The sequence below is a fragment of the Streptomyces sp. NPDC029526 genome, assembly GCF_040637405.1.
Taxonomy (GTDB): domain Bacteria; phylum Actinomycetota; class Actinomycetes; order Streptomycetales; family Streptomycetaceae; genus Streptomyces.
On record NZ_JBEZWE010000001.1, the window covers coordinates 866,502 to 892,177 of the forward strand.

At 72.7% G+C, this 25,676-nt stretch carries 22 protein-coding genes and 2 tRNA genes; 6 read left to right on the forward strand and 18 right to left on the reverse strand.

The features are described from left to right. Positions 1 to 407 precede the first annotated feature (407 nt). Positions 408 to 881 carry a MarR family winged helix-turn-helix transcriptional regulator gene (locus AB0F01_RS03985; RefSeq protein WP_362089653.1) on the reverse strand — a complete coding sequence of 158 codons (474 nt, stop codon included), beginning with the start codon at positions 879 to 881 and terminating at the stop codon, positions 408 to 410. A 53-nt stretch (positions 882 to 934) separates the two neighbouring features. On the opposite strand from AB0F01_RS03985, the gene AB0F01_RS03990 reads away from it, so the two are divergent. After that, positions 935 to 1,399, forward strand: coding sequence for a hypothetical protein (locus AB0F01_RS03990; RefSeq protein WP_362089655.1), 465 nt, complete (start codon positions 935 to 937; stop codon positions 1,397 to 1,399). A 123-nt stretch (positions 1,400 to 1,522) separates the two neighbouring features. Here AB0F01_RS03990 and AB0F01_RS03995 read toward each other — a convergent pair whose 3' ends face one another. The 3 genes from AB0F01_RS03995 to leuS all read right to left on the reverse strand — a co-directional run bounded on the left by AB0F01_RS03995 (position 1,523) and on the right by leuS (position 6,512). Next, positions 1,523 to 2,368, reverse strand: a complete 846-nt coding sequence (locus AB0F01_RS03995; protein WP_362089657.1) for a DegV family protein — start codon at positions 2,366 to 2,368, stop codon at positions 1,523 to 1,525. A 305-nt stretch (positions 2,369 to 2,673) separates the two neighbouring features. Further along, positions 2,674 to 3,426, reverse strand: coding sequence for a hypothetical protein (locus tag AB0F01_RS04000; RefSeq protein ID WP_362089659.1), 753 nt, complete (start codon positions 3,424 to 3,426; stop codon positions 2,674 to 2,676). Positions 3,427 to 3,638: 212 nt separating this feature from the next. Then, positions 3,639 to 6,512, reverse strand: a complete 2,874-nt coding sequence (gene leuS, locus AB0F01_RS04005; RefSeq protein WP_362089661.1) for a leucine--tRNA ligase — start codon at positions 6,510 to 6,512, stop codon at positions 3,639 to 3,641. A gap of 536 nt (positions 6,513 to 7,048) precedes the next feature. Here leuS and AB0F01_RS04010 point away from each other — a divergent pair. Both AB0F01_RS04010 and AB0F01_RS04015 read left to right on the forward strand, forming a co-directional pair. Further along, the gene (locus AB0F01_RS04010) at positions 7,049 to 8,332 is read left to right on the forward strand and encodes a cytochrome b/b6 domain-containing protein (RefSeq protein WP_362089662.1); all 1,284 of its coding nucleotides are present in this window, start codon (positions 7,049 to 7,051) and stop codon (positions 8,330 to 8,332) included. Beyond that, positions 8,329 to 9,939 carry an NADH-ubiquinone oxidoreductase-F iron-sulfur binding region domain-containing protein gene (locus tag AB0F01_RS04015; RefSeq protein ID WP_362089664.1) on the forward strand — a complete coding sequence of 537 codons (1,611 nt, stop codon included), beginning with the start codon at positions 8,329 to 8,331 and terminating at the stop codon, positions 9,937 to 9,939. Before AB0F01_RS04010 ends, AB0F01_RS04015 begins: the two co-directional genes overlap by 4 nt. A 110-nt stretch (positions 9,940 to 10,049) precedes the next feature. Here the strand turns inward: AB0F01_RS04015 and AB0F01_RS04020 are convergent. From AB0F01_RS04020 to AB0F01_RS04060, 9 genes are all read right to left on the reverse strand, one after another. Continuing rightward, positions 10,050 to 10,122: transfer RNA gene (locus AB0F01_RS04020), tRNA-Ala, on the reverse strand. A gap of 136 nt (positions 10,123 to 10,258) precedes the next feature. Beyond that, positions 10,259 to 10,492 (reverse strand): hypothetical protein, encoded by a 234-nt coding sequence (locus AB0F01_RS04025; RefSeq protein WP_004988233.1) that lies wholly within the window; start codon positions 10,490 to 10,492, stop codon positions 10,259 to 10,261. 3 nt (positions 10,493 to 10,495) lie between these two features. Further along, positions 10,496 to 10,669 (reverse strand): hypothetical protein, encoded by a 174-nt coding sequence (locus AB0F01_RS04030; RefSeq protein WP_362089666.1) that lies wholly within the window; start codon positions 10,667 to 10,669, stop codon positions 10,496 to 10,498. Between the two features lie 200 nt (positions 10,670 to 10,869). Continuing rightward, positions 10,870 to 10,942: transfer RNA gene (locus tag AB0F01_RS04035), tRNA-Ala, on the reverse strand. A gap of 130 nt (positions 10,943 to 11,072) precedes the next feature. Beyond that, on the reverse strand, positions 11,073 to 11,738 hold the full coding sequence (locus AB0F01_RS04040) for a histidine phosphatase family protein (protein ID WP_362089668.1): 666 nt from the start codon (positions 11,736 to 11,738) through the stop codon (positions 11,073 to 11,075). Continuing rightward, positions 11,735 to 12,187, reverse strand: coding sequence for a ribosome silencing factor (gene rsfS / locus AB0F01_RS04045; protein WP_362089669.1), 453 nt, complete (start codon positions 12,185 to 12,187; stop codon positions 11,735 to 11,737). Before rsfS ends, AB0F01_RS04040 begins: the two co-directional genes overlap by 4 nt. A gap of 188 nt (positions 12,188 to 12,375) precedes the next feature. Beyond that, positions 12,376 to 14,208 carry a LytR C-terminal domain-containing protein gene (locus AB0F01_RS04050; protein ID WP_362089671.1) on the reverse strand — a complete coding sequence of 611 codons (1,833 nt, stop codon included), beginning with the start codon at positions 14,206 to 14,208 and terminating at the stop codon, positions 12,376 to 12,378. A 16-nt stretch (positions 14,209 to 14,224) separates the two neighbouring features. Then, the gene (gene nadD, locus AB0F01_RS04055) at positions 14,225 to 14,938 is read right to left on the reverse strand and encodes a nicotinate-nucleotide adenylyltransferase (protein ID WP_362089673.1); all 714 of its coding nucleotides are present in this window, start codon (positions 14,936 to 14,938) and stop codon (positions 14,225 to 14,227) included. 69 nt (positions 14,939 to 15,007) lie between these two features. After that, positions 15,008 to 15,172, reverse strand: coding sequence for a hypothetical protein (locus AB0F01_RS04060; RefSeq protein ID WP_362089675.1), 165 nt, complete (start codon positions 15,170 to 15,172; stop codon positions 15,008 to 15,010). 332 nt (positions 15,173 to 15,504) lie between these two features. On the opposite strand from AB0F01_RS04060, the gene AB0F01_RS04065 reads away from it, so the two are divergent. After that, positions 15,505 to 16,659 carry a M48 family metallopeptidase gene (locus AB0F01_RS04065; protein WP_362089677.1) on the forward strand — a complete coding sequence of 385 codons (1,155 nt, stop codon included), beginning with the start codon at positions 15,505 to 15,507 and terminating at the stop codon, positions 16,657 to 16,659. Between the two features lie 302 nt (positions 16,660 to 16,961). Here the strand turns inward: AB0F01_RS04065 and AB0F01_RS04070 are convergent, their stop codons facing one another. From AB0F01_RS04070 to proB, 5 genes are all read right to left on the reverse strand, one after another. Then, positions 16,962 to 18,038, reverse strand: a complete 1,077-nt coding sequence (locus AB0F01_RS04070; RefSeq protein WP_362089679.1) for a hypothetical protein — start codon at positions 18,036 to 18,038, stop codon at positions 16,962 to 16,964. Positions 18,039 to 18,125: 87 nt separating this feature from the next. Further along, entirely contained in the window at positions 18,126 to 18,698 is a 573-nt protein-coding gene (locus tag AB0F01_RS04075; protein WP_362089681.1) for a hypothetical protein, read from the reverse strand. Positions 18,699 to 18,795: 97 nt separating this feature from the next. Continuing rightward, entirely contained in the window at positions 18,796 to 20,082 is a 1,287-nt protein-coding gene (locus AB0F01_RS04080) for a glutamate-5-semialdehyde dehydrogenase (protein ID WP_362089683.1), read from the reverse strand. Between the two features lie 292 nt (positions 20,083 to 20,374). Next, positions 20,375 to 20,842 carry a hypothetical protein gene (locus AB0F01_RS04085; RefSeq protein ID WP_362089685.1) on the reverse strand — a complete coding sequence of 156 codons (468 nt, stop codon included), beginning with the start codon at positions 20,840 to 20,842 and terminating at the stop codon, positions 20,375 to 20,377. Positions 20,843 to 20,975: 133 nt separating this feature from the next. Continuing rightward, positions 20,976 to 22,157, reverse strand: coding sequence for a glutamate 5-kinase (proB, locus tag AB0F01_RS04090; RefSeq protein ID WP_362089687.1), 1,182 nt, complete (start codon positions 22,155 to 22,157; stop codon positions 20,976 to 20,978). A 246-nt stretch (positions 22,158 to 22,403) separates the two neighbouring features. On the opposite strand from proB, the gene AB0F01_RS04095 reads away from it, so the two are divergent. Beyond that, a complete protein-coding gene (locus AB0F01_RS04095; RefSeq protein WP_362089689.1) occupies positions 22,404 to 23,480 on the forward strand; it encodes a polysaccharide pyruvyl transferase family protein in 1,077 nt (358 codons plus the stop codon). 40 nt (positions 23,481 to 23,520) lie between these two features. Next, complete coding sequence (locus AB0F01_RS04100; RefSeq protein WP_362089691.1) at positions 23,521 to 25,566, forward strand: hypothetical protein; 2,046 nt, start codon at positions 23,521 to 23,523, stop codon at positions 25,564 to 25,566. Positions 25,567 to 25,676: the final 110 nt, after the last annotated feature.

Consider the following 25,676-nt stretch of genomic DNA (forward strand, 5'->3'; position numbering starts at 1 on the left):
GCAGGACCGCCGATGCCGCACGGTCCGCACGCCGGTAGCCGTGCCGTCCCCGTCCGCCCTGCCGTGCGCCCCGCCGTCCGGGCCCGGTGGGGCCGCCGTGCCGGACCCGGCCGTCGGACGTCGCGCCCCGGCCGGGACCGCTGCTCGCCGCCGCTGTGCGTGAACGTGATCGAAGTGCCATGCGAGGAGCATCGGGCACCCGGCCGCATCGCGATGATCTTGGTCGAATTCCGTGGATCACCGACGGGTTGTGGATAACTCCGTCACCCGAACGGGGAACGGCAGCGTGCCGTCTCCAAGCCTGCCCGAGCTCTCCGTCCCGGCACGGGAGTCCGGCACGGGAGTCCCGGCACGGCCCGGGGAGGTCGACGCCGAGCCCGACGACCACGGCCTCGGAGACGGGAAGTTCATGCGGCGCCGGGGACGCTCCGGGCGTACGAGGTCACGAACGCGGTGATGAGCCGGGCGAATTCGGTCCGGTCGGCGTCCGTCCAGTCCGCCATCACACGGGCGAAGACCTCCTGCCGGAAGCGGTGCGCGCGGTCGACTTCCTCCTGCCCCTCGTCGGTCAGGGCGAGCAGGGTACGCCGGGCGTCAGACGGGTCGGTGCGGCGGGTGATCCATCCTTCCTCGGTGGCGCGCAGCACCAGGCGGCTCGCCCGGGGCTGGTCCACGCCGAGGGCGGCGGCGACATCGCTGACGGCACACTCCCGGTCACGGGCCTCGACGGCATCCAGCACGCCGAACAGGGTGGGGTCGATCGGCTTCCTTCCGTCGGGCGGCGCAAGGCGCCCCAGCGATCTGCGGGTCTGGCTGCGGCGAATGACCACCATCGCCCGCTCGACCGCGGCGACGGCTTCCTGTTGATCCCTCTGCGACATGCATGTTAGCTTACAACTATTGCCATAAGACATGCATATGAGGGGTGATCGGCATGCCCGACACGACCCGCCTGCCCAGCGTCCGCGAGCAGCGGCCTCTCGGCTACTGGCTGAAGCACATCGACGGAGCCCTCACCGAGACCATGGGCCGGCTGTTGGCCGCGGACGGCCTGGACCGCAGGGCCTGGCAGGTGCTCAACACGATGTCGTACGGTCCGATCACCGTCGCGGCGCTCGACGAGACCATGGCGGCCTTCCTGTCAGCCGACGAGCCGACCATGCGGTCGCAGGTCGAGCGGTTCGTCGAGCGCGGTTGGGCGGGGCAGACGGGCGACGGACGGATGACGCTGACCGAGGAGGGGCGACGCGTCCACGAGCGGGCCTCCGAGAGGGCCGGAGCTCTGAGGACGCGGATGATGGAGTGCCTCTCGGCCGAGGAGTACGGGGTCCTGATGGAACTGCTCCAGCGCGTCGCCACCCACCTCGACGCCCTGGCGGCCGGAGAGCCCGGCCAGTAGCCGACCACACGCCTCTCCTCGCGAGAGGGTGACCAGGGGTCCCGCCCGGCAGCCTGCGGCATACGGCGTGGGCCGGTCCCCGGTCCACAACTCCGGCACCGCCCCCTACGCCGGCGGCCCCGCTCACCGCGCCGAGACGACGACCCCCAGCAGCCCCGGTCCCGTGTGGGCGCCGATCACCGCGCCCACCTCGCTGACGTGCAGGTCGGACAGGCCGGGCAGCCGGGCGCGCAGGCGGTCCGCGAGGGCATCCGCGCGTTCCTGGGCGGCGAGGTGGTGGACGGCGACGTCCACCTCGGCCCCGCCCGCCCGCTCGGCGGCGATCTCCTCCAGGCGGGCGATGGCCTTGGAGGCGGTCCGCACCTTCTCCAGGGGCTCGATCCGGCCGTCCGCCAGCTGCAGCAGCGGCTTCACGGCGAGGGCCGACCCGAGCAGGGCCTGGGCCGCGCCGATCCGGCCGCCACGGCGCAGGTAGTCGAGGGTGTCGACGTAGAAGTAGGCGGAGGTGTTGGCCGCGCGCTTCTCGGCGGCCGTGACCGCTTCGTCCACCGTGCCGCCGGCCTCGGCGGTCTCGGCGGCGGCCAGGGCGCAGAAGCCCAGAGCCATCGCGATCATGCCGGTGTCCACCACCCGTACCGGGACCGGTGCCGTGCGGGCCGCGACGACGGCCGCGTCGTGGGTGCCGGACAGCTCGGCGGACAGGTGGAGGGAGACGATGCCGTCGGCGCCGCTCTCGGCGACCCTGCGGTAGGTCTCGGCGAAGACCTCCGGGCCGGGGCGGGAGGTGGTGACCGGGCGGCGCTTCTGCAGCGCCTGGGCGAGGGAGCGGGTCGAGATCTCCGTGCCCTCCTCCAGGGCGCGGTCGCCGAGGACCACGGTCAGGGGGACCGCCGTGATGCGATGCCGCTCCATCGTCCGGGCCGGAAGGTAGGCCGTTGAATCGGTGACGATCGCGACATGGCGGGACATGAGCTGGAGGTTACCTGCCGGGGTGGGCTCGTGGCAGCCCGGCCCCGTGCGCCGGGCGCGGCCGTGTCCGGATCACGCCCCGCTGCCCCGGAACGCGCCGCTCCCCGTTCCCGGGGGCGTCCCTCCCAGTCACCGCTGCCGGTTCACCGGATCGACCTCACCCGTGGCCGCTGCCGGTTCACCGGATCGACTTCCCCCGTGGCCGCTGCCCGTCCTCGGGATCGTCCTGGTCACCTGGCGTCCCCCCGCGGCCCGGCGAGGATCGTCCTGGTCACCTGGCGTCCCCCGCCGCGCGGCGGGCCCCGTCATGTGGTGCTCTCCGGGCGGGCCTGCTTCTGCCACGGGTAGGTGGGCCGCGGCGCGGGCGGGGTGATGGCGGGGCGCGCGGGCTCGGGGCGGGAGTCCCGCGCGGGGGCCTGCCGCGCGGGGTCCTGCGCCGTGGAGCCGGCGGACGGCGTGCTGCCGGTGTCCGGGGTCCCGCGGTACGGGTCGGCGGACGCGGTGGGCTCCTCGGCGGTGGTCCAGTGCCGTAGCGCGCCGGCCTCCATGTCGATCTGGGCGCTCAGCGATTCCAGGTCGTCGTCCGCGAAGCGGCGGGCGCGGTCGCGGGCCGCCCAGCGCAGGGAGTCGGCGGAGTGGGTGATGCGTTCGGTGCGCTCGCGCAGGTCGGGCAGGCGGGCGGCGAGCGTGGCGCGGTCGGGGTCGGATTCCAGGCGGCGGAGTTCGTCGTCCAGTTCACGGCCGTGCGCGCTGAGCCGCTCGAAGAGGCCGAGGGACTCCTTGACGGACGCGTCCTCGGCGGCGGCCGACTCCAGCGCCTCCTGGGTGGCCCGCATGGAGGTGCGCAGCTTCAGGCGGAGTTGGGCGATCTCACCGGCGGGGCCGGGACGGCCGAGGGCCTTGGCCTTGAGGGTGTGGTCCTCGACCGTGCGGCGGGCCTGCGTGATGTGGCGGTCGGCGGTGCGCTTGGCCGCGCCCACCACCTTCACGGTGGCGTAGGCACCGAGTACCACGAAGAGCACGAAAAGCAGGGCGAACACTGCGATCACTGCTTCCACGGGGCTCCTCCTCCGGCCCTTCGGCCTGTTCCGGCACGCTCCGCGCCGCTCTTCAACGGTAAACGCAACGGGCAGGTGCGGAGTTCCGTCCGAACCCCGAACCTGCCCGTAGGGGACTACCCCGAAAAGCCGCGTCCCGCACACGGTCGGCAACCCGCGTCCCGCACACGGTCGACCGCGGACGGCAGCCCTAGGGAGGGCTCCCGCGACGATCACGCCGGGACGATGTTCACCAGCTTCGGTGCCCGCACGATCACCTTGCGGATGCCGGCGCCGTTCAGCGCGGCCACGACCTTCTCGTCGGCCAGCGCGACCTTCTCCAGCTCGTCCTCGGAGATGCCCGGGGACACCTCCAGCCGGGCCTTGACCTTGCCCTTGACCTGGACGACGCAGGTCACGGTCTCGTCCACGACGTAGGCCGGGTCGGCGACCGGGAAGTCCTGGTGGACCACCGAGTCGGTGTGGCCCAGCTTGCGCCACAGTTCCTCGGCGACGTGCGGGGCCAGCGGCGCGGCCAGCAGCACCAGGGCCTCGGCGACGGACCGCGCGATCGGGCCGTTCGCCTTGGTCAGGTGGTTGTTCAGCTCGGTGACCTTGGCGATGGCGGTGTTGAAGCGCAGGCCCTCCAGGTCCTGGCGGACCCCGTCGACGGCCTTGTGCAGGGCGCGCAGGGTGTCCTCGTCGGGCTCCACGTCGACCACGGTCGGCTCGCCGGTGGTCTCGTCGACGACGTTGCGCCACAGCCGCTGCAGCAGACGGAACTGGCCGACGACCGCGCGGGTGTCCCAGGGGCGGGAGACGTCCAGCGGGCCCATCGCCATCTCGTACAGGCGCAGGGTGTCGGCGCCGTACTCGGCGCAGATCTCGTCCGGGGTGACCGCGTTCTTCAGGGACTTGCCCATCTTGCCCAGCAGCCGGGAGACCTTCTCGCCCTGGTACCAGTAGGCGCCGTCGCGCTCCTCGACCTCGGCGGCGGGCACCGCGATGCCGCGGCTGTCGCGGTAGACGTAGGCCTGGATCATGCCCTGGTTGAACAGCTTGTGGAACGGCTCGGCCGAGGAGATGTGGCCCAGGTCGTACAGCACCTTGGACCAGAAGCGGGCGTACAGCAGGTGCAGCACGGCGTGTTCGGCGCCGCCGACGTACAGGTCGACGCCGCCGTGCGGCATGCCCTCGCGCGGGCCCATCCAGTACTGCTCGATCTCCGGGTCGACCAGCTGCTCGGAGTTGTTCGGGTCCAGGTAGCGCAGCTCGTACCAGCAGGAACCGGCCCAGTTGGGCATGGTGTTGGTCTCGCGGCGGAAGCGGCGCGGGCCGCGGCCGTCGCCCAGGTCCAGGGTGACGTTCACCCAGTCCTCGTTGCGCGACAGCGGGGTCTCGGGCTGGGTGTCGGCGTCGTCCGGGTCGAAGGTGCGCGGCGAGTAGTCCTCGACCTCGGGCAGTTCCAGCGGCAGCATCGACTCGGGCAGGGCGTGGGCGACGCCGTCCTCGTCGTAGACGATGGGGAAGGGCTCGCCCCAGTAGCGCTGGCGGCTGAACAGCCAGTCGCGCAGGCGGAAGTTGACGGTGCCCTCGCCGTGGCCCTCGCGTTCCAGCCACTCGGTGATGCGGGCCTTGGCCTCGGTGACGCCCAGGCCGTCCAGGGTGACGCCGTCGCCGGTGGAGTTGACGACCTTCGCGTCGTAGGAGGCGAAGGCGTCGTCCCAGGCGGCCGGGTCGGTGCCGCGGCCGTCGGTGGGCTCCACCACGCAGACGATGGGCAGGTCGAAGGCGCGCGCGAAGGCGAAGTCGCGGGAGTCGTGCGCGGGGACGGCCATGATCGCGCCGGTGCCGTAGCCCATCAGGACGTAGTCGGCGATGAAGACGGGCACCCGCTCGCCGTTGACCGGGTTGACGGCGTAGGCGCCGGTGAAGACGCCGGTCTTGTCCTTGGCCTCGGCCTGCCGCTCCACGTCGGACTTGGAGGCGGCCTGCGCGCGGTAGGCGGCGACGGCCTCGGAGGGGGTGGCGTGGCCGCCGGTCCACGCCTCGCGGGTGCCCTCGGGCCAGGCGGCCGGGGTGAACTTCTCCACCAGCGGGTGTTCGGGGGCCAGCACCATGTAGGTGGCGCCGAACAGGGTGTCGGGGCGGGTGGTGAAGACGGTGATGTTCTCCCCGTCGATGGGGAAGTCGACGCGGGCGCCCTCGGAGCGGCCGATCCAGTTGCGCTGCTGCAGCTTGATGGCCTCGGGCCAGTCCAGGGCGTCCAGGTCGTCCAGCAGGCGGTCGGCGTAGGCCGTGATCCGCATGTTCCACTGGCGCAGCTTCGCCTTGAAGACGGGGAAGTTGCCGCGCTCGGAGCGGCCCTCGGCGGTGACCTCCTCGTTGGCCAGCACGGTGCCCAGTCCGGGGCACCAGTTGACGGGCGCGTCGGAGGCGTAGGCCAGCCGGTACTCGCCCAGGACCTCGGCGCGCTCGGCCTCGCTCAGGTCGTTCCAGGCGCGGTCGGTGCCGGGGACGGGGCGCTCACCGGAGGCGAACTGCTCGACCAGTTCGGCGATCGGGCGGGCCCGGCGGGCGTCCTGGTCGTACCAGGAGTTGAAGATCTGCAGGAAGATCCACTGGGTCCACTTGTAGTAGTCCGGGTCGATCGTGGCGAACGACCGGCGCTTGTCGTGGCCCAGGCCCAGCCGGCGCAGCTGGGCGGTCATGTTCTCGATGTTGGCCTCGGTGGACACGCGCGGGTGCGTGCCGGTCTGCACGGCGTACTGCTCGGCGGGCAGGCCGAAGGCGTCGAAGCCCAGGGTGTGCAGGACGTTGTGCCCGGTCATGCGCTGGAAGCGGGCGTAGACGTCGGTGGCGATGTAGCCCAGGGGGTGGCCGACGTGCAGTCCCGCGCCGGAGGGGTACGGGAACATGTCCATGATGAACTTCTTGGGCCGGGCGGCCAGCTCCGGGTCACCCGCCAGGTCGCCCTTGGGGTTGGGGGCGGCGTAGGTGCCCTCGGCGTCCCAGAAGTCCTGCCAGCGTGCCTCGATCTCGGCGGCCAGGGCGGCCGTGTAGCGGTACGGCGCGGCCTCCGCGGCCGCGGGGTTCGTCTCGCTCATGATCCTCAAAGCTCCATCGATCGTCTCTGCCTGCGCCTGCGGCTGCCGGAAATGAAAAAACCCCTCGCACAGGAGGGGACGCCGCGCCGATTCCGACCGTCCATCACCGGCGGTCGGGACTGATCAGCGCGGCTCGCTAAGCAGGAGGCGTACGGCACGCATGGCGCAAGGGTACCGCAGGCCCGCGGGCGGTCGCGACGCCGTTCCGGGCGCCGGAAGGGCCGGGGAAAGCCGGGGAAAGCCGCCTCCCGGGCCGGTGTCCCGCCGTATTTACTGAAGTTCAGTCAAAGGTTACTTCGCGTAACAGACGCTAAGGGGCATCACAACGAGCCGATGATCCTTTGGTAACAGCGCAATAACTCAAACCTCGTACTGATCGGTACGAGCGGGCTTAGAGTTCGCCCCGGGACCGCTTTACCGATACCTCGGAGTTGCCCCATGAACCGTCGCCCGGACAGCAGCCCACCTCCCGCACGGGGCGGGTCGGCTGCGGATTTGCTGTGCCCGCTCCGAGTCGTGACGCCGGGAGGTGCGTCATGAATCCGCACGACAGCACCGCGGACGACTGGCTCGCCGAGTTCCTGAGCTTCGGCGTGGGCGTCCTGTCCCTGGTCTGCCTGAGCTGCTCGGTGATCTGGGGGCTGGTGGCGCAGGACCGGATCCTGCTCGGCCCCCGCCAGCGGATCCTGGCCCAGGGGGTCCACCGGTCGACCGCGGTCGCCTCGATCGTCTTCCTGATCGTGCACATCGGCATCAAGATCGGCCAGGACCACGTCTCCTGGATCGCGGCGGTGATCCCGTTCGGCCTCGCCCTGACGGACGACGAGGCCGTCATGGGGAGAAGCTTCCTGGTCGGCCTGGGCACCCTGGCCGGCTTCCTGATGATCTTCGTGGGCATCACCGGTGTGCTGCGCAACCGCTTCGCCACCCCGGCGCCGGTCGCGGCGCGCTGGCGGGCGATGCACATGCTGGCCTACCCGGCCTGGTGCGCCGCCCTGGTGCACGGACTCTTCGCAGGCCGGGAGGCCAAGCCGGTCTTCCTGATCCTGTACGGCCTGTCCCTGCTCGGCGTGCTGACCGCGCTCGTCCTGCGCGCCGCCCCGCGCCCGGTCAAGCGCAAGATCGCCGACCGGCTCTCCGGCCTGGTCGCCGGCCTCGACCAGCAGGGCGGCCGGGACCGGCTGGAGGAGAGCCGCTCCCGGGCCGCCGAGAGCGCCCTCGGCGGGTACGAGGACCCGCGCGGGTCCCGGCAGCAGCGCACCGGCGGCCCGGCCGCGTTCGCCGGTTCGACCGGCTCCCCCGGATCGCTGTACGAGACGGCGGAACGGCCCGCACCGGAACCGGCGAACGGCTTCGCCGCCGCCTACCGCGCGGTGTCGGCGCCCGCCGCGCCCGTCGCGCCCTCGGTGCCGCAGCAGCCCTTCGCGGCGGACCGGACCGCCCGCATGGAACTGCCGCCGGACCTCCAGGTGACGGAGGCCGTCCCGCGGATGGACGGCCCCTCCAGCACCTCCGGCAACTGGCCGATCCCGTCCCCGCCCCCCGTCGGCGAGGCACCGCCGTCGGCCTACGACCCGCTCCAGGACACCGGATACAACATCCCGACCTACGACAATTCGCCCGCGGCGCCGTACGGTTCACGTGACGTGTACGACACCGGTGAGACGAACGGCCTCTACGGCACGTACAACCCGGATGACACGTACAACAGCGGTCCCGCCACTGAAACACGCCCCGGTGCGTCGCCGTCGTCCACCTACGACTTCGACGCACCGGGATCGGGCGAACCTTGGAACACGCCTTCCGGAGGCTTTAAGTGAACGAGGCCCTGCCCGACGTCCCCGAAGTCCGCGTCGTCGGCCTTCCCCAGCTCACGTCGGGCTTCGACCTTGTCGACCGGCTCGACCTCCCCATGCACCTCAAGGTGCACGGGCCGCTCGAACCCATGGGCGGCGAACAGCTCGCCCAGCTCGCCGAACGCATCAACCTCAGGGGGCGCGGCGGCGCGGGCTTCCCCTTCCACAAGAAGCTGCGCTCGGTCGCCGAGACGGCGATCAAGCGCGGCGTCCGGCCGGTCGTCGTCGTCAACGGCAGTGAGGACGAACCGGCCTGCCGCAAGGACACGGTGATGATCAACCGTGCCCCGCACCTGATCCTGGACGGCGCGCTGCTGTGCGCCGAGGCGATGGGGGCCCGCACGCTCGTGGTGGGGGTCACCCGGGAGTCCACCCAGCGCTCCATGGAGGCCGCGCTCGCCGAACGCGGCCTGAACAACGGCCGCCGGTCGGCGCTGCGCGCCCGCGTGCAGCGCAACCCGGTGCGGATGGTCACCGGCGCCGCCGCCTCCCTGATCCGCTCGATCGACGGCGGCCCGGCCATCCCGCCGGGCCGCAAGACCAGCGCCTCGAAGAACGGCGTCGGCGGCGCCCCCACGCTGCTCTCCAACGCCGAGACCTTCGCCCAACTGGCCATCGCGGCCCGCATCGGCCCGGAGCGCTACGGCAACACCGGCCTGTACGACGAGCCGGGCACCGTCATGCTGACGGTGTCCGGGGCGGTGGCCCGCCCCATGGTGGTCGAGGTGCCCACGGGCGTGCCGCTGCGCTACGTCCTCCAGCTGGCCGGAGCACCCCCGGTGCCGCAGGGCGTGCTGACCGGCGGCTACCACGGCAAGTGGATCGACGCGGCCACCGTCGACGAGGCGATCGTCTCCCGCAACTCCCTGGACGCGGTGGGCGGTTCGCTGGGCGCCGGGGCGATCCTGCCGATCAGTCAGGACACCTGTCCGCTGGGCGAGTCGCTGATGGTGGCGAAGTGGCTGGCGGAGGAGAGCGCCGGCCAGTGCGGCCCCTGCTACCTGGGTCTGCCGGCCGCCGCGCGCGGCCTGGAGGACATCCTCAACGGGGGCGGTCCGGCCGCCCTGGAGGCCGTCAAGCAGGTCGCCAAGAACGTGAAGCGGCGCGGCGCGTGCTCGCACCCGGACGGCTCCGCGATGTTCCTGGAGTCGACCGTCAAGGCGTTCACCGACGACCTCGCCGCCCACGTCCTCGGCAACGGCTGCGGACGGCCCGTGGCGGGCGTCCTGCCGCTGTTCGAGGGCGGCAGGGCCCCTACGGGCATCCCCGGCGGCGGAGGCGAGGAGAACGGCCCCAGCCGCCAGAAGATCTACGTGGACTGGACGCTGTGCCGGGGCCACGGCCTGTGCGCGGACATCCTTCCCGAGGTGTTCCAGCTCGGCGCGGACGGCTTCCCGACCGTGGCACAGGCGGAGGTCCCGCGGTTCGCGGAGGCCAAGGCCCTGCGGGCGGTGCGCCGTTGCCCGGCGCTGGCGCTGCGCATCGAGGACGAGGCGCCCCGCGCCAAGGCCCCCTCGCGCAATCTTCCGGTGCTGTCCCAGGGCCGCGGCCGGCGCGCCCTGGGCCGCTGAGACCGGGCCCGGGGCCCCGACCGCCCCGGGCCGCTCGGCCGGCCCCGCACACCAGCCCGTACAACGCCGAAGGCGGATCATCCGGGAGGATGATCCGCCTTCGACTTCTGTGGAGCTAAGGAGAATTGAACTCCTGACCTCCTGCATGCCATGCAGGCGCTCTACCAACTGAGCTATAGCCCCGTGCTGTGTTCCGCCCGGTTTCCCCGGCGGCGACGCCAACTTTACACGGTCCACCCGGGCCAACACCAAATCGGTTTCGCTTCGCTCGGCTATGCACCAAATGCCCTCGAAGGCGCTCGCAGACGCTCGAGGACGCTCAGGCCGTGACGAACGAGTAGAACCGCTTCAGCGTGCAGTGCTCCTCCAGCAGCCGGCCGTAGATCGGTTCGCCCTCGAGCTCCCGGTAGGTCTCGATGGGGTCGCCCTTTATGATCAGCGCCCGCGCGCACTCCTCGCACCAGTACTGGTACTCGGGGTTGAGCGGCTCCATGTCCCGTACGATCGGCGTCCCGCTGCCGCACCAGTCGCACTTCCGCCTGTGTGCACCCATCGCTCAGCTCCAGCTGTGGCCGCAGGCCGTGCACACGTAGGAAATGCCACCGTTGTCCCCGAGGACCTGGGCGACGTGCGCGGAACCGCAGGAAGGGCAGGCGAGTCGGGTCGAGGTGCGTCGGGTCACCACCGCTCCGAGGAGGCGGTCGCCCTCCCCGAAGATGCTCGCAGGCATCGCTACTCCCTCCCGTCGGGCCGCGCCCCCTTCCGGCCGTTTGATTCTGCCACGACCGGGCCAATACGGTCAGCGACGCCGGGATACGTTCGGGACTCGGCCCGGCGCCTCGTAGAGGTATACGCCCGGCGGAGCGTTCCTGCTCAAGCGCGGGCGACGAAAAATCCCGCCCTCTGACGGAGGACGGGATCTTCGTGATGTGGAGCTAAGGAGAATTGAACTCCTGACCTCCTGCATGCCATGCAGGCGCTCTACCAACTGAGCTATAGCCCCTTGCCCCATGTGATCGGCTCACATGGTGTTTCGCCCCGCTCGGCGGGGCGAACAAGAAGAACTTTAGCCTGCGACCTGCCGGAAAGTGAAATCCGGGTCCCGGGCCGCGCCGGGGCCGGTCCGCGGGCGGTCAGTCGTCGTCGCCGAGCACCGGTTCCGGCAGGGTGCCGGCGTTGTGCTCCAGCAGACGCCAGCCGCGGGCACCCTGGCCCAGGACGGACCAGCAGCAGTTGGTGAGGCCGCCGAGGCTCTCCCAGTCGTGCGGGGCGAGACCGAGCAGGCGGCCGATGGTCGTGCGGATCGTGCCGCCGTGGCTGACCACGACGAGCGTGCCGTCCTCGGGCAGCTTCTCCACGTGCCGCAGCACCACGGGAGCGGCGCGGTCGGCGACCTCGCTCTCCAGCTCGCCGCCGCCCCGGCGGACCGGCTCACCGCGCTTCCAGGCGCGGTACTCGTCGCCGTGGCGGGCGATGATCTCGTCGTGCGTCAGCCCCTGCCAGGAGCCCGCGTAGGTCTCCCGCAGCGCCTCGTCGTGGGTCACCGGAAGACCGGTGAGCGCGGCCAGCTCGGCCGCGGTCGCCGCGGCCCGCTTCAGGTCGGAGGCGATGATCGCGTCCGGTTGCAGGCCCGCCAGCAGCCGGGCCGCACGGCGGGCCTGGGAGACACCGGTCCCGGTGAGCTCCACGTCGGTGCTGCCCTGGAAGCGGCGTTCCACGTTCCAGGAGGTCTGGCCGTGCCGCCACAGGATGACGCGACGGCCCCGGCCGGCCCGGGCCGTGTCGGTGGCGGCGCTCACCGCCACTCACCACCCGGCTCCGTGGCCTCGGCGGCCTCCGCCTCCAGCTGCCGGGCGTGCTCCTCGGCCTTGCCCCGGGAGGCCACCGCGTCGGCGGGCAGGTCCAGCTCGGGGCAGTCCTTCCACAGCCGCTCCAGGGCGTAGAAGACGCGCTCCTCGCTGTGCTGGACGTGGACGACGATGTCGACGTAGTCGAGCAGCACCCAGCGGGCCTCGCGGTCGCCCTCGCGGCGCACCGGCTTGGCGCCGAGTTCCTTGGCGAGCCGCTCCTCGATCTCGTCGACGATCGACTTGACCTGACGGTCGTTGGGGGCGGAGGCGAGCACGAAGGCGTCGGTGATGGACAGCACGTCACTGACGTCGTAGGCGACGATGTCGTGCGCCAGCTTGTCGGCGGCCGCCTGGGCGGCGGTGGTGACGAGCTGGAGGGAACGGTCGGTTGCGGTCACTGCACGGCTTTCGGTCGGTGGTCGGTTGCCCCCAGGGTCTCACGGACCGCCCAGCGCACCCCACGCGATAACGCGTGACCACGGCGGGTGCACCGGGCCCCCGGCCGCGACCACGGCCCGGGAACGCACTCCGCCGCGACCACGGCCCGGGGACGCACTCCGCCGCGCCCCCGGGGCGGCACGCCCGTCTACGACCCGGGGTCGTAGTCCTGGCCGAGGACCACCGCGACGCGGGCGTTGGCGGAGATCTCCCCCTTGGTGACGGCCGAGGCGGGCAGCCCCAGGGTCTTGGCGACCTCGGACGCGTTCTCCTTGTCGGCGGCGTCGGCGTAGACCACCTCGGAGGTCGCCGCGGCGCTCGCGGTGCCGCCCTCCAGGAAGGTGAAGCCGCCGTTGAGGAGCACCACGCGGGCCTTCTCCGTGTGGTCCTTCACACCGGTGGCGTTGCGCACCGAGACGCTGACGGCGGCGTCCTGGTCGGGGCTCTTGGCGGTGCCGCCGAGCACCTTCTTGACCACCTCGTCGCTCGCCTCGGCGGTGAGGGTGCCGTCGTCCTCGACGGGCAGCAGGGCGGTCGTGTGGTCACCGCCCTTGGCGAGGTCGGAGAGCCGGGCCAGGAAGGAGCCGAGGTCCTTGTCGGTCAGCGGCGGCTCGATGATCTGGCCCAGCGTCTGGACGGTGAGCGTCGCCGCGTCCGGGTCGGAGGTCATCTTGCGCAGCACGCCCTGCATGACCTGGCCGAACCGCTCCAGCTGGGCGTTCTGCCCCTCCCCGGAGGCGCGGTGCGTGGCGTAGGCGACGGCCATCTTGCCGCTGAGGGTCTGGCTGCTGCCCTTGCGGACCAGGGGCGCCTGGCCCTTCTTCTTGGCGGACGGGTCGGGCACGTCCGCGTCGGTGTCGATGTCGATGTTGCCGACCAGGTCGACGAGGTTCTGCAGGTAGGGGGTGTCCAGGCGCCAGGTGCCCTCGATGTCGGTGCCGAGGACCGCGTCGAGCGCGCCGCGGGTGCCGCCGGAGCCGTCGTCCTCGACGGACTTGGCGAGCGTGGTGGTGGTGCCGTCGTCCGCGGTGAGGGCGAGGGAGTTGGGCAGCAGGACGGTGGTGCCCTGCTTGGTGGTGGTGTTGTCGACGAGCAGGGCGGTGGCGGTGCCGCCCTTCTTGGTGTCGTGCAGGTGGACGACGATCACGTCCCGCTTCTGCGCGCCCGCGGCCGTGGTGGTGCCGGTACCGGTGCCGGAGCCGGACAGGCCGGGCAGCTTCCCGGCGTACCAGAGGTAGCCGACGCCGCCGGCGACGACCAGGGCGAACACCACGGTCAGGGCGATGATGCGGCTGCGGGCCCGGCGCTTGGCCTCCTCGCGGCGCTCGGTGCGGTTCTCGGTGAACTTCAGCCAGTCGATGACGTCCTCGGAGTCGCCGTCCGGCTCCTCGACGAAGGCGAACTGCTCGGTGCGATACTCCGGTTCGCCGTCGCCGTCGCCTGAGGCCGGGAGGTCCTCGTCGTCGACCGGGCGGGCCTGCTGCGGGATGTGCGCGGTCTGCTCGGCGGTCCGGGGCTGCTGCCCGCTGCCGCCGGGGGCGCCCTGCGGGTGGCCGTAGGGGTCGGTGTAGGGGGCGGCCGGGGCGCCGCCGGCGGCCGTGGCCTGCCCGTAGGGGTCGTAGGACCCGTACGGGTCGTACGGGTCCTGGGCGGGCGGCTGCTGCGGGGTGCCGTAGGGGTCGTGGGCGGGCCGGTGCTCCCGGTTCCCGTACGGGTCGTGGGAGGGCTGCTGCTGTCCGGTGCCGGTGGCGTACGGGTCGTAGCCGTGGCCCTGCCCGTCCTGCCGCTGGTACGGGGCGCTGGGGGCGGGGGCCTGCTGCGGGTGGTAGGGGTCGTAGGAGCCGTACGGGTCGTGGGCGGGCGGCTGCTGCGGGGCATGGACCTGCCGGTAGACGGGCTGTCCGTAGGCGTCGTAGCCGACCAGCTCGTACTGCGACCCGTCCCCGCCGTTCCCGTACCCCGCGTCGTATCCGTCGTTCACCGGTGCCCCTCTCGGCTCACTCGCCGCGATACAGCTCGCGTTTGGCGATGTAGCGCACGACTCCGTCCGGCACCAGGTACCAGACGGGGTCTCCCTTGGCGACTCTCGCACGGCAGTCCGTGGAGGAGATGGCGAGGGCGGGCACCTCGATCAGGGAGACCCCGCCCTCGGGGAGCCCGGCGTCGCTCAGGTGGTGTCCGGGCCGGGTGACGCCGATGAAGTGCGCCAGGGAGAACAGTTCCTCGCTGTCGCGCCAGGTGAGGATCTGGGCGAGGGCGTCGGCGCCCGTGATGAAGAACAGGTCGGTGTCGGGGTTGAGCGCGCTGAGGTCGCGCAGGGTGTCCACCGTGTAGGTGGGGCCGCCGCGGTCGATGTCGATGCGGCTCACCGAGAACTGCGGGTTCTCCACCGTGGCGACGACCGTCATCAGGTAGCGGTCCTCCGCCGGGGAGACCGTGCGGTGGCTCTTCTGCCACGGCTGGCCGGTGGGCACGAAGACCACCTCGTCGAGGTGGAAGCGCGCGGCGACCTCGCTGGCCGCCACCAGGTGGCCGTGGTGGATGGGGTCGAAGGTGCCGCCCATGACACCCAGACGGCGCTTGCCCTGCCCGGCCGGGCCGCTGCCCGGGCCGTCGGCCGCGCGGCGGGGCGCGGGGCGGTGCCCGCCGTCGCCGCGTGTCGTCTCACCGGCCGTGCCGTCCGCCGGGCCGGTAGGCATGTCCTGCTCCATGCGAGCAGACCCTACCGGCCCGTTCCGGATGCCCCGTCCGGGCCCGTCGCGGCGGTGGCCGCCGAGGGCTCAGCGGTCGCGGTTGAAGCGGGTGGTGATGAACAGCAGCAGCAGGAGCACGAACAGGGCTCCGCCGCCGGCGAGGTAGGGGTTGAGGCTCTCGTGGTTGCCGCCGTGGCCCCCGCCCTCGGCGGCGAGAGTGACCAACTGGGCGGCGGTGCTCTGGATGCTCATCTTCGGCAGGACCTATCGCTTGTGGGCGGGACAAGGACGTCCGGACATCGTAAGCGGGGGCCCTTCCGGTGATCACGCCGACTCCGCCGTTGTGGTGCGGCGACGCCTCGGCGACGGGCGGGACAGGCAACCATCCGCGGGGCTGTGTCGTCCTTGTGCCTGGAGCCCGGCGGCGTTCCGCGTGCGGTCTCCTCGGCCGGACGCCCGTCCGCACGGCCCGCCCTCGGCGGACGACGGGAAGGTGACGACAGGCCCTAAGCTGGGGTTCGCCTCGGAGGAGTACACGGGCGGCACGGGATCCGCACAGGTCACTCAGACGCACTGGGGGAAAGATGTCCGACGGCCATCAGCACAACGGGCACGAGAACGTGCCGAGCAGGCAGCGCAGGCGCTTCCCCGGAATCTCCTCGCGGGCCTACGAACACCCGGCCGACCGCTCCGCCCTGGTGGCGCTGCGCAAGCTGACCGGTTTCGACACCGTCTTCAAGGCCCTGAGCGGCCTGCTGCCCGAGCGCAGCCTCCGGCTGCTGTTCCTGTCCGACTCGGTGCGGGTCTCCGACCGGCAGTTCGCGCACCTCAACGACATGCTGCGGGACGCCTGCTACATCCTGGACCTGGAGAAGGTCCCGCCGATGTACGTCAAGCAGGACCCGAACCCCAACGCCATGTGCATCGGCCTCGACGAGCCGATCATCGTGGTGACCACGGGGCTGGTCGAGCTGCTCGACGAGGAGGAGATGCGGGCGGTCGTCGGCCACGAGGTCGGGCACGCCCTGTCGGGGCACGCGGTGTACCGGACGATCCTGCTGTTCCTGACCTCGCTGGCGGTCCGGGTCGCCTGGATCCCGCTCGGCAACATCGCGATCATGGCGATCGTGACGGCGCTGCGCGAGTGGTTCCGCAAGTCGGAGCTGTCCGCGGACCGGGCGGGGCTGCTGGTCGGCCAGGACCTGACGGCGTCGATGCGCGGCCTGATGAAGATCGCGGGCGGCAACCACCTGCACGAGATGAACGTGGACGCGTTCCTGGAGCAGGCCGACGAGTACGAGGCCTCGGGCGACCTGCGCGACTCGGTGCTGAAGATCCTCAACGTGCTGCCCCGCTCGCACCCCTTCACCACGGTGCGCGCCGCCGAGCTGAAGAAGTGGCATGCCTCCCGGGACTTCCAGCGGATCATGGACGGCCACTACCCGCGCCGCGACGAGGACGGGGACGCCTCGGTCCGGGACTCCTGGCGGGAGTCGGCGAGCAGCTACGCCGGCGAGGTGAGGAACTCCAAGGACCCGCTGATGAAGCTGGTCAACGACATCGCGGGCGGCGCCGGTGACCTGGGCGAACGCGTCCGCCGCGGCTTCGGCGGCTTCGCCTCCGGGGGTTCTTCGAAGCCCTCGCGGGAGTCCGGGGACGCGGGACCGTCGGACGGCACCGGCGGTACGGACGGCACGGGCGGCGCGAACGGCAGCCGTCCGCCGCGCGACGACAGCTGAGCCGCCGGGGGCGGTGACGCGACACCCGGAACGCCGGGGGCCTGGCCGCCCCCGGCGTTCGCGCGTCCGGGGTCGGGGCATTCCCGCGACCCGCGTCCGGCGGCACCCCCGGCTTCCCGCGCGTCCGTCGCGGCCCGGCTTCCCCGCGTCCGTAGGCATCCCCCGGGGCATCCGCGTCCGTCGAGGGCCGGCGGGCTGGAGGGCCGTCCCCCGGGTGCGGGCCGTGGGGCGGGCTGTGGTGTGGGCCGTGGGGCGGGTCGAGGTTGGGGTTGTGGGTCGTGGTGCCGGTCGTGCGGGTCGGCTCAGGGGCCCGGCTGGGCGGCCGCGGCCAGGGAACCGCACAGGGCGGGAACGGCGTCGACGGCGTAGGGGTCGGTGCCGGTGGGTCCCTCCGGGTCGGCGCTCTGGCCGGCGAGCAGCGGGCGCAGGTGGCCGGTGGTGTCCTCGGCGCAGGACAGCGGGCCCGCCTGGACGTGGGCGAGGACGAGCTGGGCCTGGTGCGCGCGCAGGTCGTCGTGGTCGAAGCGGAAGCGCAGCTCGCGCCGGACGGTGAACAGCGACACCTCGGCCCCGTCCCCCGCACCGGCCGGACGCAGCGCGTAGACGGAGGTGTGGTCGGCGGTGACCTCCAGCGTGCCGGCGTCGGTCTCGGCGGCCTGGAGCGTGCCGCGGACGCGGACCCGGTCGTCGGCGAGCTCCGCGCGGGAGGGGTCGAAGCGGACGAGCCATCCGGTGGGCGCGTGCCGGCCGTCCGCGGTGGGCCGGGCGAAGCTGCGGTCGAACTGGGACAGCTGGTCGGGGTCGAGCAGCACCCGCACCGGGCGGGTGTCGCCGCCGGTCAGGACCCGGGGGTCGAGGGCCGAGCGCACGATGTAGTCCTTCGCGGTGGTCAGGGCGCTCACGACCTGGCCGTCGGAGAAGTGCGCGGTGCGCCGGGAGGCGGGCAGCGTGACGCCCTCGGCGCCGCCGGCGAAGCCCGCCGCCGGGCTGCGGGCGTAGAGCCGCGCGGCGTCCGCGGCCCCGGGCACCGTCCCCCGGGGGGCGAGGGGGACGACGGTCATGCGCAGGGGGTCGGCGGGCTGCCGGGCGGCGGGCGACTGGTACGGGTGGCGCACGCCCATGTAGACGGCCGTGCCGAAGGCGACGGCGATCAGCACGACGAGGATCAGGGCCTGCCGGGACGGTCCGGCCGCCCGGCGCGGCGGGGGCCGGTCGCGCACGGCGGGCGCGTGGTCGGTGATGCGTTCCCGGGCGGAGAACTCCTGGAGGCGGGCAGCACGGACGAAGGACTCGTCGAAGACGACGGACCGGTACTCGTCCTCACCACCACCGGGGGCGCCCTCGGGGGTTCCCTCGGGTGGGTCCGCAGGCCCTGCCATACCTTCAGGGTAGGTCCCGGCGCGCCCGGGTAAACGCCCCGCCGGGCCGCAAGTCCTGACGTGTCCTCACCGGGCCGGCGGCGGGTCTCAGGGGCCCTGCGGGATCACGGGGACGGTCGGCCGGGAGTAGTCGGCGGAGGCGGAGGGGGCGGCGGCGCCGTCGCGCTCCGGAACGGTCGAGGTGGGCGCCGGTACGGGGTCCTGGCGGTGCGCGGAGCCGCCCCGGTAGACGGCGGAGAAGGCCAGCGCGACCATGCCGATGCCCATCACGAGGGCGAGGACCCAGGCGACGGAGCGGTGCCAGCGGGCCTGGCCTCCGTAGGGGCGGGAGCCGTAGGGGTCCTCCAGGACGTCCGGGTCGTCGTCCGGGTCGTCGGGGCCGTGGGCGCCGCGGTGGCCGTACCGGCCGGGGTACCGGTCCCCGCGGGCGGCCTCCGCCTCGGCGGCCTCGGCTCTGGCCCGGGCGGCGGCGAGCAGGCGCTCGACGGCGCTCGGCTCGTGCACCCGGGCCGCGCGGACGAAGTCCTCGTCGAAGACCACGGAGGCGAACTCTTCGTCCGTCACCCCGCGGTCGTGGTCGTCGTCGGGCTCCCAGCCGTCCGGGAACGGCGTGCCCCCCACGTCCTCCGGCACGGATCCAGAGTAGACCTGGGGGGTCAATTTGGGCAGACGGTACGGAAATTCGTCCGCGCCGGGCCGGGCCGTCCGGGCCGCTGCCGGCCCGCGCCGCCCGGCCAGTGCGCCGCCCGCGGGCGGGTCAGCGCCGCACGTGCCCGTCGCCGGTGACGATGTACTTCGTGCTGGTCAGCTCGGGCAGACCCATGGGGCCGCGGGCGTGCAGCTTCTGGGTGGAGATGCCGATCTCCGCGCCGAAGCCGAACTGGCCGCCGTCGGTGAAGCGGGTGGAGGCGTTCACCGCGACGGTGGTGGAATCCACCAGCTGGGTGAACCGCCGCGCGGACTGCTGGGAGGCGGTGACGATGGCCTCGGTGTGCCCGGAGGTCCACAGGCGGATGTGCTCGACCGCCCGGTCGAGGGAGTCGACCACGGCGGCGGCGATGTCGAGGGAGAGGTACTCGGTCTCCCAGTCCTCCGTGGTGGCCTCCACGACGGTGGCCCGGGAGTCCTTGGCGTACGCCATGACGCGTTCGTCGGCGTGCACCGTGACCCCGGCGTCGGCCAGGGCGTCGAGGGCGCGGGGCAGGAAGTCGGCGGCGATGTCCTGGTGGACCAGGAGGGTCTCGGCGGCGTTGCAGACGCCGACCCGCTGGGCCTTGGAGTTGACCAGGATCTCGACGGCCATGTCGAGGTCGGCCTGGGCGTCGACGTAGACGTGGCAGTTGCCGGTGCCGGTCTCGATGACCGGGACGACGGACTCCTGCACGACGGTGTTGATCAGGGAGGCGCCGCCGCGTGGGATGAGCACGTCGACCAGTCCGCGGGCGCGCATCAGCTCGCGGACGCTCTCGCGGCTCTCGCCCGGCACCATCTGGACGGCGTCGGCGGGCAGCCCGGCGCCGTGCACGGCGTCGCGCAGCACCCGCACCAGGGCGGTGTTCGACCGGTAGGCGGACGAGGAGCCGCGCAGCAGGACGGCGTTGCCGGACTTCAGGCACAGGGCGGCGGCGTCCACCGTGACGTTGGGCCGGCCCTCGTAGATCATGCCGACCACCCCGAGCGGCACCCGGACCTGGCGCAGGTCGATGCCGTTGGGCAGGGCCGAGCCGCGGACGACCTCGCCGACGGGGTCGGGCAGCGCGGCGACGTCGCGCACGTCGGAGGCGATGGCGCGGACCCGCTCCGGGGTCAGGGTCAGCCGGTCGATCAGACCGTCGCCGACACCCGCCTCGCGGGCCTTGGCCACGTCCTGGGCGTTGGCCTCGACGATCTCACCGGAGCGGACCTCCAGCGCGTCCGCGATGGCGAGCAGGGCGTCGTCCTTCTCGGCGCGCGTGAGCGGCGCGAGGGTGGCGGCGGCGCCCTTGGCCCGGTAGGCGGCCTGATTGACCGGGGACATCGAATCGAGCGGCGAGAGCGTGGTCATGAGGGAAGGGTAGTGCGGAAGGGGGCCGGATCCGGACCCTGTCCCACACGACGAGACGCGGGTCTCTGCCCCCGGACGGCCCTCCGGAGGGGACCGAGGAGGGTCACCGGAGGGGTCCGAGGAGGGTCACCGGAGGGGTCCGGGGAGGGCCGCCGGAGGGGTCCGGGGAGGGCCGCCGGACGGCTCCCCGGACGGCGCCGACAGGGGTCCCTGCCCGACGTGCGGAGGCCCCGGGCGGGTTCCTGGACCCCGCGTCCCGCACCGCGCCCCGCGTCCCCCCCGACCGCCGGGGTCAGAAGGGGTGGACCCCTACGGGATGTGCCCGGACCGGGCCGTGGCCCTCGGCGACCCGCTGGTGGTAGGTGGTCCGGTCGATGACCTCCAGGCCGACGATCTCCCAGGGCGGCAGGCCCGCGGTCAGCCGGTGCTCGCCCCACAGGCGCAGGGCCACGGCCGCGGCGTCGTGCAGGTCGCGGGCCTCCTCCCAGTAGCGGATCTCCGCGTGGTCGTCGGCGTAGCGGCTGGTCAGCAGGAAGGGGTGGTCGTGGGCGAGCTGCTCCAGGGCGCTGCGGACGTCCTCGATGGGGGCGCGGGCGCCGGAGACGCTGAGGGTGACGTGCCACAGGCGCGGGAGGTCGCGGGGTTCCCCGCCGTCGAAGCGGTCCCCGGCCGCGACGCTGGTGAGGGTGCGTTCCTCGCCGGCCGCCCGGGAGCCGGCACCACCGCGGGACGCCGTCGTCCCAGGGCGTACTCGTCTCACGACGGCCTCCTTCGCGCACGGACCGGCCCGCGGGTCGGGCGGATGTGTCCCTGGGACAAAGTTGAGCAGGCCGCCGGTGCTCGTGGGGCGGTTTTGCGGAACGTCCACCACCGAGGGCGGATGTTTCGGCCGATTACGGATGCAGAAGCACCAGATCGTCCCTGTGTACGACTTCCCGTTCGTACGCGGGCCCGAGATCCCGGGCGAGTTCGTGGGTCGAGCGGCCGATCAGCCGGGGGATCTCCTTGGCGTCGAAGTTGACCAGACCGCGGGCCACCGCCCGGCCGGCGGTGTCCCGCAGTTCGACCGGGTCACCGGCGCTGAAGTCGCCGTCGACGCCCGCGATGCCGGCCGGCAGCAGCGACATGCGGCGGTCGACGACCGCGCGCACCGCCCCGTCGTCGAGGGTGAGCGAGCCCTGCGGGGTGGACGCGTGCTTCAGCCACAGCAGCCGGTCGGCGAAGCGCCGGCCGGTGGGGTGGAAGAAGGTGCCGGTGTCGTGGCCGGCGAGTGCGTCGGCGGCGTGGACGGTGCTGGTGAGGACCACCGGGATGCCCGCGGCGGCGGCGATGCGGGCGGCCTCGACCTTGGTGACCATGCCGCCGGTGCCGACGCCCGCCTTCCCGGCGCTGCCGATCTCGACGTGGGCGAGGTCCCCGGGGCCGTGCACCTCCGATATCCGGGAGGTGCCGGGCTTGGCGGGGTCGCCGTCGTAGACGCCGTCCACGTCGGAGAGGAGCACCAGCAGGTCGGCGTGGACGAGATGGGCGACGAGCGCGGCGAGGCGGTCGTTGTCGCCGAAGCGGATCTCGTCGGTGGCGACCGTGTCGTTCTCGTTCACGATCGGGAAGGCGCCCATGGCGAGCAGCTTGTCGAGGGTGCGGGAGGCGTTGCGGTGGTGGGCGCGGCGGCTCATGTCGTCGGAGGTGAGCAGCACCTGGCCGACCCGCACGCCGTACCGGGCGAAGGAGGCGGTGTAGCGGGCGACCAGCAGGCCCTGGCCGACGCTGGCGGCTGCCTGCTGACGCGCGAGGTCGCGGGGGCGGCGGCTCAGCCCGAGCGGGGCGAGTCCGGCGGCGATGGCGCCGGAGGACACGAGCACGATCTCCCGCTCGCCGCCGCCCGCCCGGCTCCCGCCGCCCTTGTCGGCCGAGGCCCCGCGGGCGCCTCCTTGGCTGCGCACCTTGGCGAGCACGTCCACCAGGGCGTCGACGCGGTCGGCGTCCAGTCCGCCCGAGGCGGTGGTCAGCGAGGAGGACCCGACCTTGACGACGATCCTGCGGGCTCCGCTCACGGCCTGTCTTGCCCCTGCCACGCTGTTCCACTGCCCCTCATGTGCGTACGGCCACCGGTCGGCAATCTACGCGAAGGGGACCCGTCGTCGCGCGTCGGTCCATCCCGCGGGACGGGCGGCGGACCGCGGCGGAGGGTACGCCGCGGGTGACCGGAAGCTCACGTACCGCGTATGTGAAAAACGTGTCATCGGTTGCCTCTAGAAATTAAAGATCTGACAAATCTATGGTGAAAATCTGTGCCATTTCAAGATCGTGAAGGGCCCTCCGTGAGACGCATCCTGCTCCGTTCGGGCAAGAGCCCGTTCGACGTGATCCCCGTGGAAGACGCGCTTCACCGGGATGTCATCGCCACCAACTCAGGCAACCTGATCTTCAGTGACGCGGCACACAAGATCCTCACGACGCCGGACACCGAGGTCGTCTCCAACGGCATGCGTGCGGACCCCGCGGCGGCCGGGCGCATCAACGACGAGTACGACGTGTTCGTGGTGCCCCTCGCCAACGCCTTCCGGCCGTCGTTCGAGGCCGCCCTGCAGCGCCTGACCCGGCTGATCGAGAAGCTCAGGATCCCTGTCGTGGTCCTCGGCGTGGGCGCGCAGACCGGGGTGGACTACGACGCCGCCCGACTGAAGGCCATGGAGCCCACGGTGCGCGCCTTCTGCTCGGCGGTCCTGGACCACAGCGCGTCCATCGGCGTGCGGGGCGAGTTCACCGAGCGGTACCTCAACGAGATGGGCTTCCGTGACGTGGAGGTCATCGGCTGCCCGTCGATGTTCCTGCACGGCGACCGGCTCGACGTGCGGAAGAAGGCCGAGACCCTCACGCCCGACGCGCGGATCGCGGTGAACGGCTCCCACACGGCGATGCGCGGCGGCGGACTGCACCGCATCGTCGACCTGGCCCACCAGCGGTACCCCAACCTCCGCTACATCGGCCAGAACCTGACCGACGCCAAGCAACTGCACTGGCGGGACGTCAACTCCCCGGCGGGCCGCATCACACTGATGCCGACCCACCCGGAGCACCCGATGTTCCACGAGGACAAGGTCCGCGTGTACATCGACCCGCAGACCTGGTTCGACGACCTGCGGGACTTCGACTACTCCTTCGGCTCGCGCATCCACGGCAACATCGCCGCACTGCTCGCGGGCACGCCCGGGCCGATCGTCCGGCCCCGGCGACGGCGGGCCACCGGAGCGTCCACGCGGCGGGACACCCCTCCGCGGAGGGGCGTACCGGGAGGCTCGACGCGGGTGGTCTGTGACGGACGCCTCCTAGCACGGACCGGTCACTCCGGGGTGTTCAGGACACCTGCGTGTCGTCAACAGGCCGACGCGCGTTAACTTGGGGCGCCCGTCCTGCGACAAACCTGGAGCGACCGCAGTGCCCGAACCCTCGTCCCCACGGCAGCACACCGCCGCCAAACTCCTCCTGCTCGCCGTCCCCGCGGCCGCCGTGGTCGCGCAGGCAGTCGGTGCGCTGCTGCCGCACGCGCCGCTGCTGCTGGGCGCGACCGCCGTGTCCCTGGCGGCGGAGGGCGCGCTCCACCGCTGGCAGCCCGGCCTGCTGACGCTGTTCGCCAAGTCCCACGCGGACGTCACCGTCCGCCAGGTGCTGCGCGACCTGCTGCTCGTGGTGGGCCTGCTCCGGCTGGACGCGCAGGACCAGGAAGGCACGTACGCGCCGCTGGTCGCGGGTCTGCTCGTCTTCTACGCCCTGCACTGCGCCATCCAGGCCGTGTCGGTCCTGGTCCGCCGGACCCGCACGCTGCCCGTCGTGACCCGCAACATCGACGCCTCCGCGCTGCGCCTGTCGCCCGCCCCGGCCACCCTGCTGCGCCGCCCCGGCCACCGGCTGCTGATCTTCGGGCTGCCCGCCACGGCCGGGCTCGCCTCCACCGCGGTCGGTGACGCCCCCGGATGGATCGCGCAGGCCGGTGTGGGCCTGTCCGTGCTGCTGGGACTCGTCGGCCTCGGCGTGCTCCTGGTCCGGCTGCTGCCCGGGCGGCGGCCGGCGGGCGAGCAGGAGGTGCTCGACTGGTTCGACGCCTGGCTGGCCGAGTACAAGCCGACGGTCGGCCTGTACTTCTCCGGCGGCCCCTCCTCGGCGTACCAGGCGAACATGTGGCTGGAGCCGATCGCCAAGCTGAACGCCCGGCCGGTGATCATCCTCCGTGAGCGGTTCATGGTGCCGCGGATCGCTCCGACCGACATCCCCATCGTGTGCCTGCCCAAGGTGTCCACGCTGATGCGGCTGGAGCAGTCCACCCTCCAGGTCCTCATCCACCCGTCCAACTCCGGCAAGACCTCGCAGGTGCTGCGCATCCCGACGATCAAGAACACCTTCGTCAACCACGGCGAGAGCGACAAGCTGTCCTCCTGCAACCCGTACGCGAAGGCGTACGACGAGGTGTGGGTGGCCGGTCCGGCGGCCCGCGAGCGGTACGCGCTGGCCGAGGTCGGCGTGGAGGACAAGGACGTGGTGGAGATCGGCCGCCCGCAGCTGGACGCCGTGCGTCCGTACGCGGGCCCGCCCACCGGGCCGTACACGACCGTGCTGTACGCGCCCACCTGGGAGGGCTGGGACGGCAACCCGGGCAACACGTCGGTGGTCGAGGCCGGGGAGAACCTGGTGCGGGCGCTGCTCGCCGACCCGGGCGTCCGCCTGCTGTACAAGCCGCACCCGCTGACCGGCTCGGTGGACCCCCGGGCGGGCGCCGCCGACCTGCGCATCCGGGAGCTGATCCGGGCCGCGAACCGTCGCCGCAACGGCCCCCGTCCCGCGCCGTCGGGCGAGCTCGCCCGGCTGACCGCCGAACTGGACCGGCTGACCGCCACCACGTACCGCGAATCCGCCGACCAGGTGGAGCGGATGCGGGCGCAGTCCGCGCCCGAGCCCGGCCGGGCCGAGGCGGTCGCGCGGACGACGGCGGCCTGGGAGGAGGCGTACTGGGCGTCGCTGCCGGAGTGGGAGCACCAGATCGTCACGGACGTCCGCCCCGCGCTGTACTCCTGCTTCGACGTGGCCGACCTGCTGATCAGTGACGTGTCCAGCGTGATCAGCGACTTCCTGGCCAGCGAGAAGCCGTACGCCGTGGCCAACACCAGCGGGCTGTCCGAGGAGGCGTTCCGGCAGGCGTTCCCGACGGTGGTGGCGGCGACGGTGCTGACGCCGGACGCGGCCGGGATCCCGGCCCTGCTGGAGTCGGTGCGCAACCCGGAGCTCGACACGCTGGCCGCCGCCCGCGCCGAGCTGAAGGTGCGCCTGCTCGGCCCGGCCGAGCCCAGCTCCCAGCAGCGTTTCGACGACGCCGTGCAGGTCCTGTGCAAGGCCGCCGAGGAGCACCGCGCCCGTACCGTCCAGCGCCTCATCGCGGAACTCCCCACCCAGCGCGGTCAGTCCCCCGCGCAGACCCAGGCCACGGTCTGAGGCGACCCGCCCCACTGCCGGACGGGTGCCACCGGAGCGCCGCGGCCCCGGGACGGAGGCCGCGGCGGTGCCGGACGGGCGGGCCCGTGCCGTCGCACGGGCCCGGCGCG

Bases quoted from the DNA above. Each gene is read 5' to 3' on its own strand.
- AB0F01_RS04070 (WP_362089679.1), bottom strand. From the start codon at position 18,038: ATGGCAGGGCCTGCGGACCCACCCGAGGGAACCCCCGAGGGCGCCCCC.
- AB0F01_RS03985 (WP_362089653.1), bottom strand. From the start codon at position 881: ATGTCGCAGAGGGATCAACAGGAAGCCGTCGCCGCGGTCGAGCGGGCG.
- AB0F01_RS04080 (WP_362089683.1), bottom strand. From the start codon at position 20,082: ATGACCACGCTCTCGCCGCTCGATTCGATGTCCCCGGTCAATCAGGCC.
- nadD (WP_362089673.1), bottom strand. From the start codon at position 14,938: ATGGAGCAGGACATGCCTACCGGCCCGGCGGACGGCACGGCCGGTGAG.
- leuS (WP_362089661.1), bottom strand. From the start codon at position 6,512: ATGAGCGAGACGAACCCCGCGGCCGCGGAGGCCGCGCCGTACCGCTAC.
- AB0F01_RS03995 (WP_362089657.1), bottom strand. From the start codon at position 2,368: ATGTCCCGCCATGTCGCGATCGTCACCGATTCAACGGCCTACCTTCCG.
- AB0F01_RS04010 (WP_362089662.1), top strand. From the start codon at position 7,049: ATGAATCCGCACGACAGCACCGCGGACGACTGGCTCGCCGAGTTCCTG.
- AB0F01_RS04030 (WP_362089666.1), bottom strand. From the start codon at position 10,669: ATGCCTGCGAGCATCTTCGGGGAGGGCGACCGCCTCCTCGGAGCGGTG.
- AB0F01_RS04025 (WP_004988233.1), bottom strand. From the start codon at position 10,492: ATGGGTGCACACAGGCGGAAGTGCGACTGGTGCGGCAGCGGGACGCCG.
- AB0F01_RS04065 (WP_362089677.1), top strand. From the start codon at position 15,505: ATGTCCGACGGCCATCAGCACAACGGGCACGAGAACGTGCCGAGCAGG.
- AB0F01_RS04060 (WP_362089675.1), bottom strand. From the start codon at position 15,172: ATGAGCATCCAGAGCACCGCCGCCCAGTTGGTCACTCTCGCCGCCGAG.
- AB0F01_RS03990 (WP_362089655.1), top strand. From the start codon at position 935: ATGCCCGACACGACCCGCCTGCCCAGCGTCCGCGAGCAGCGGCCTCTC.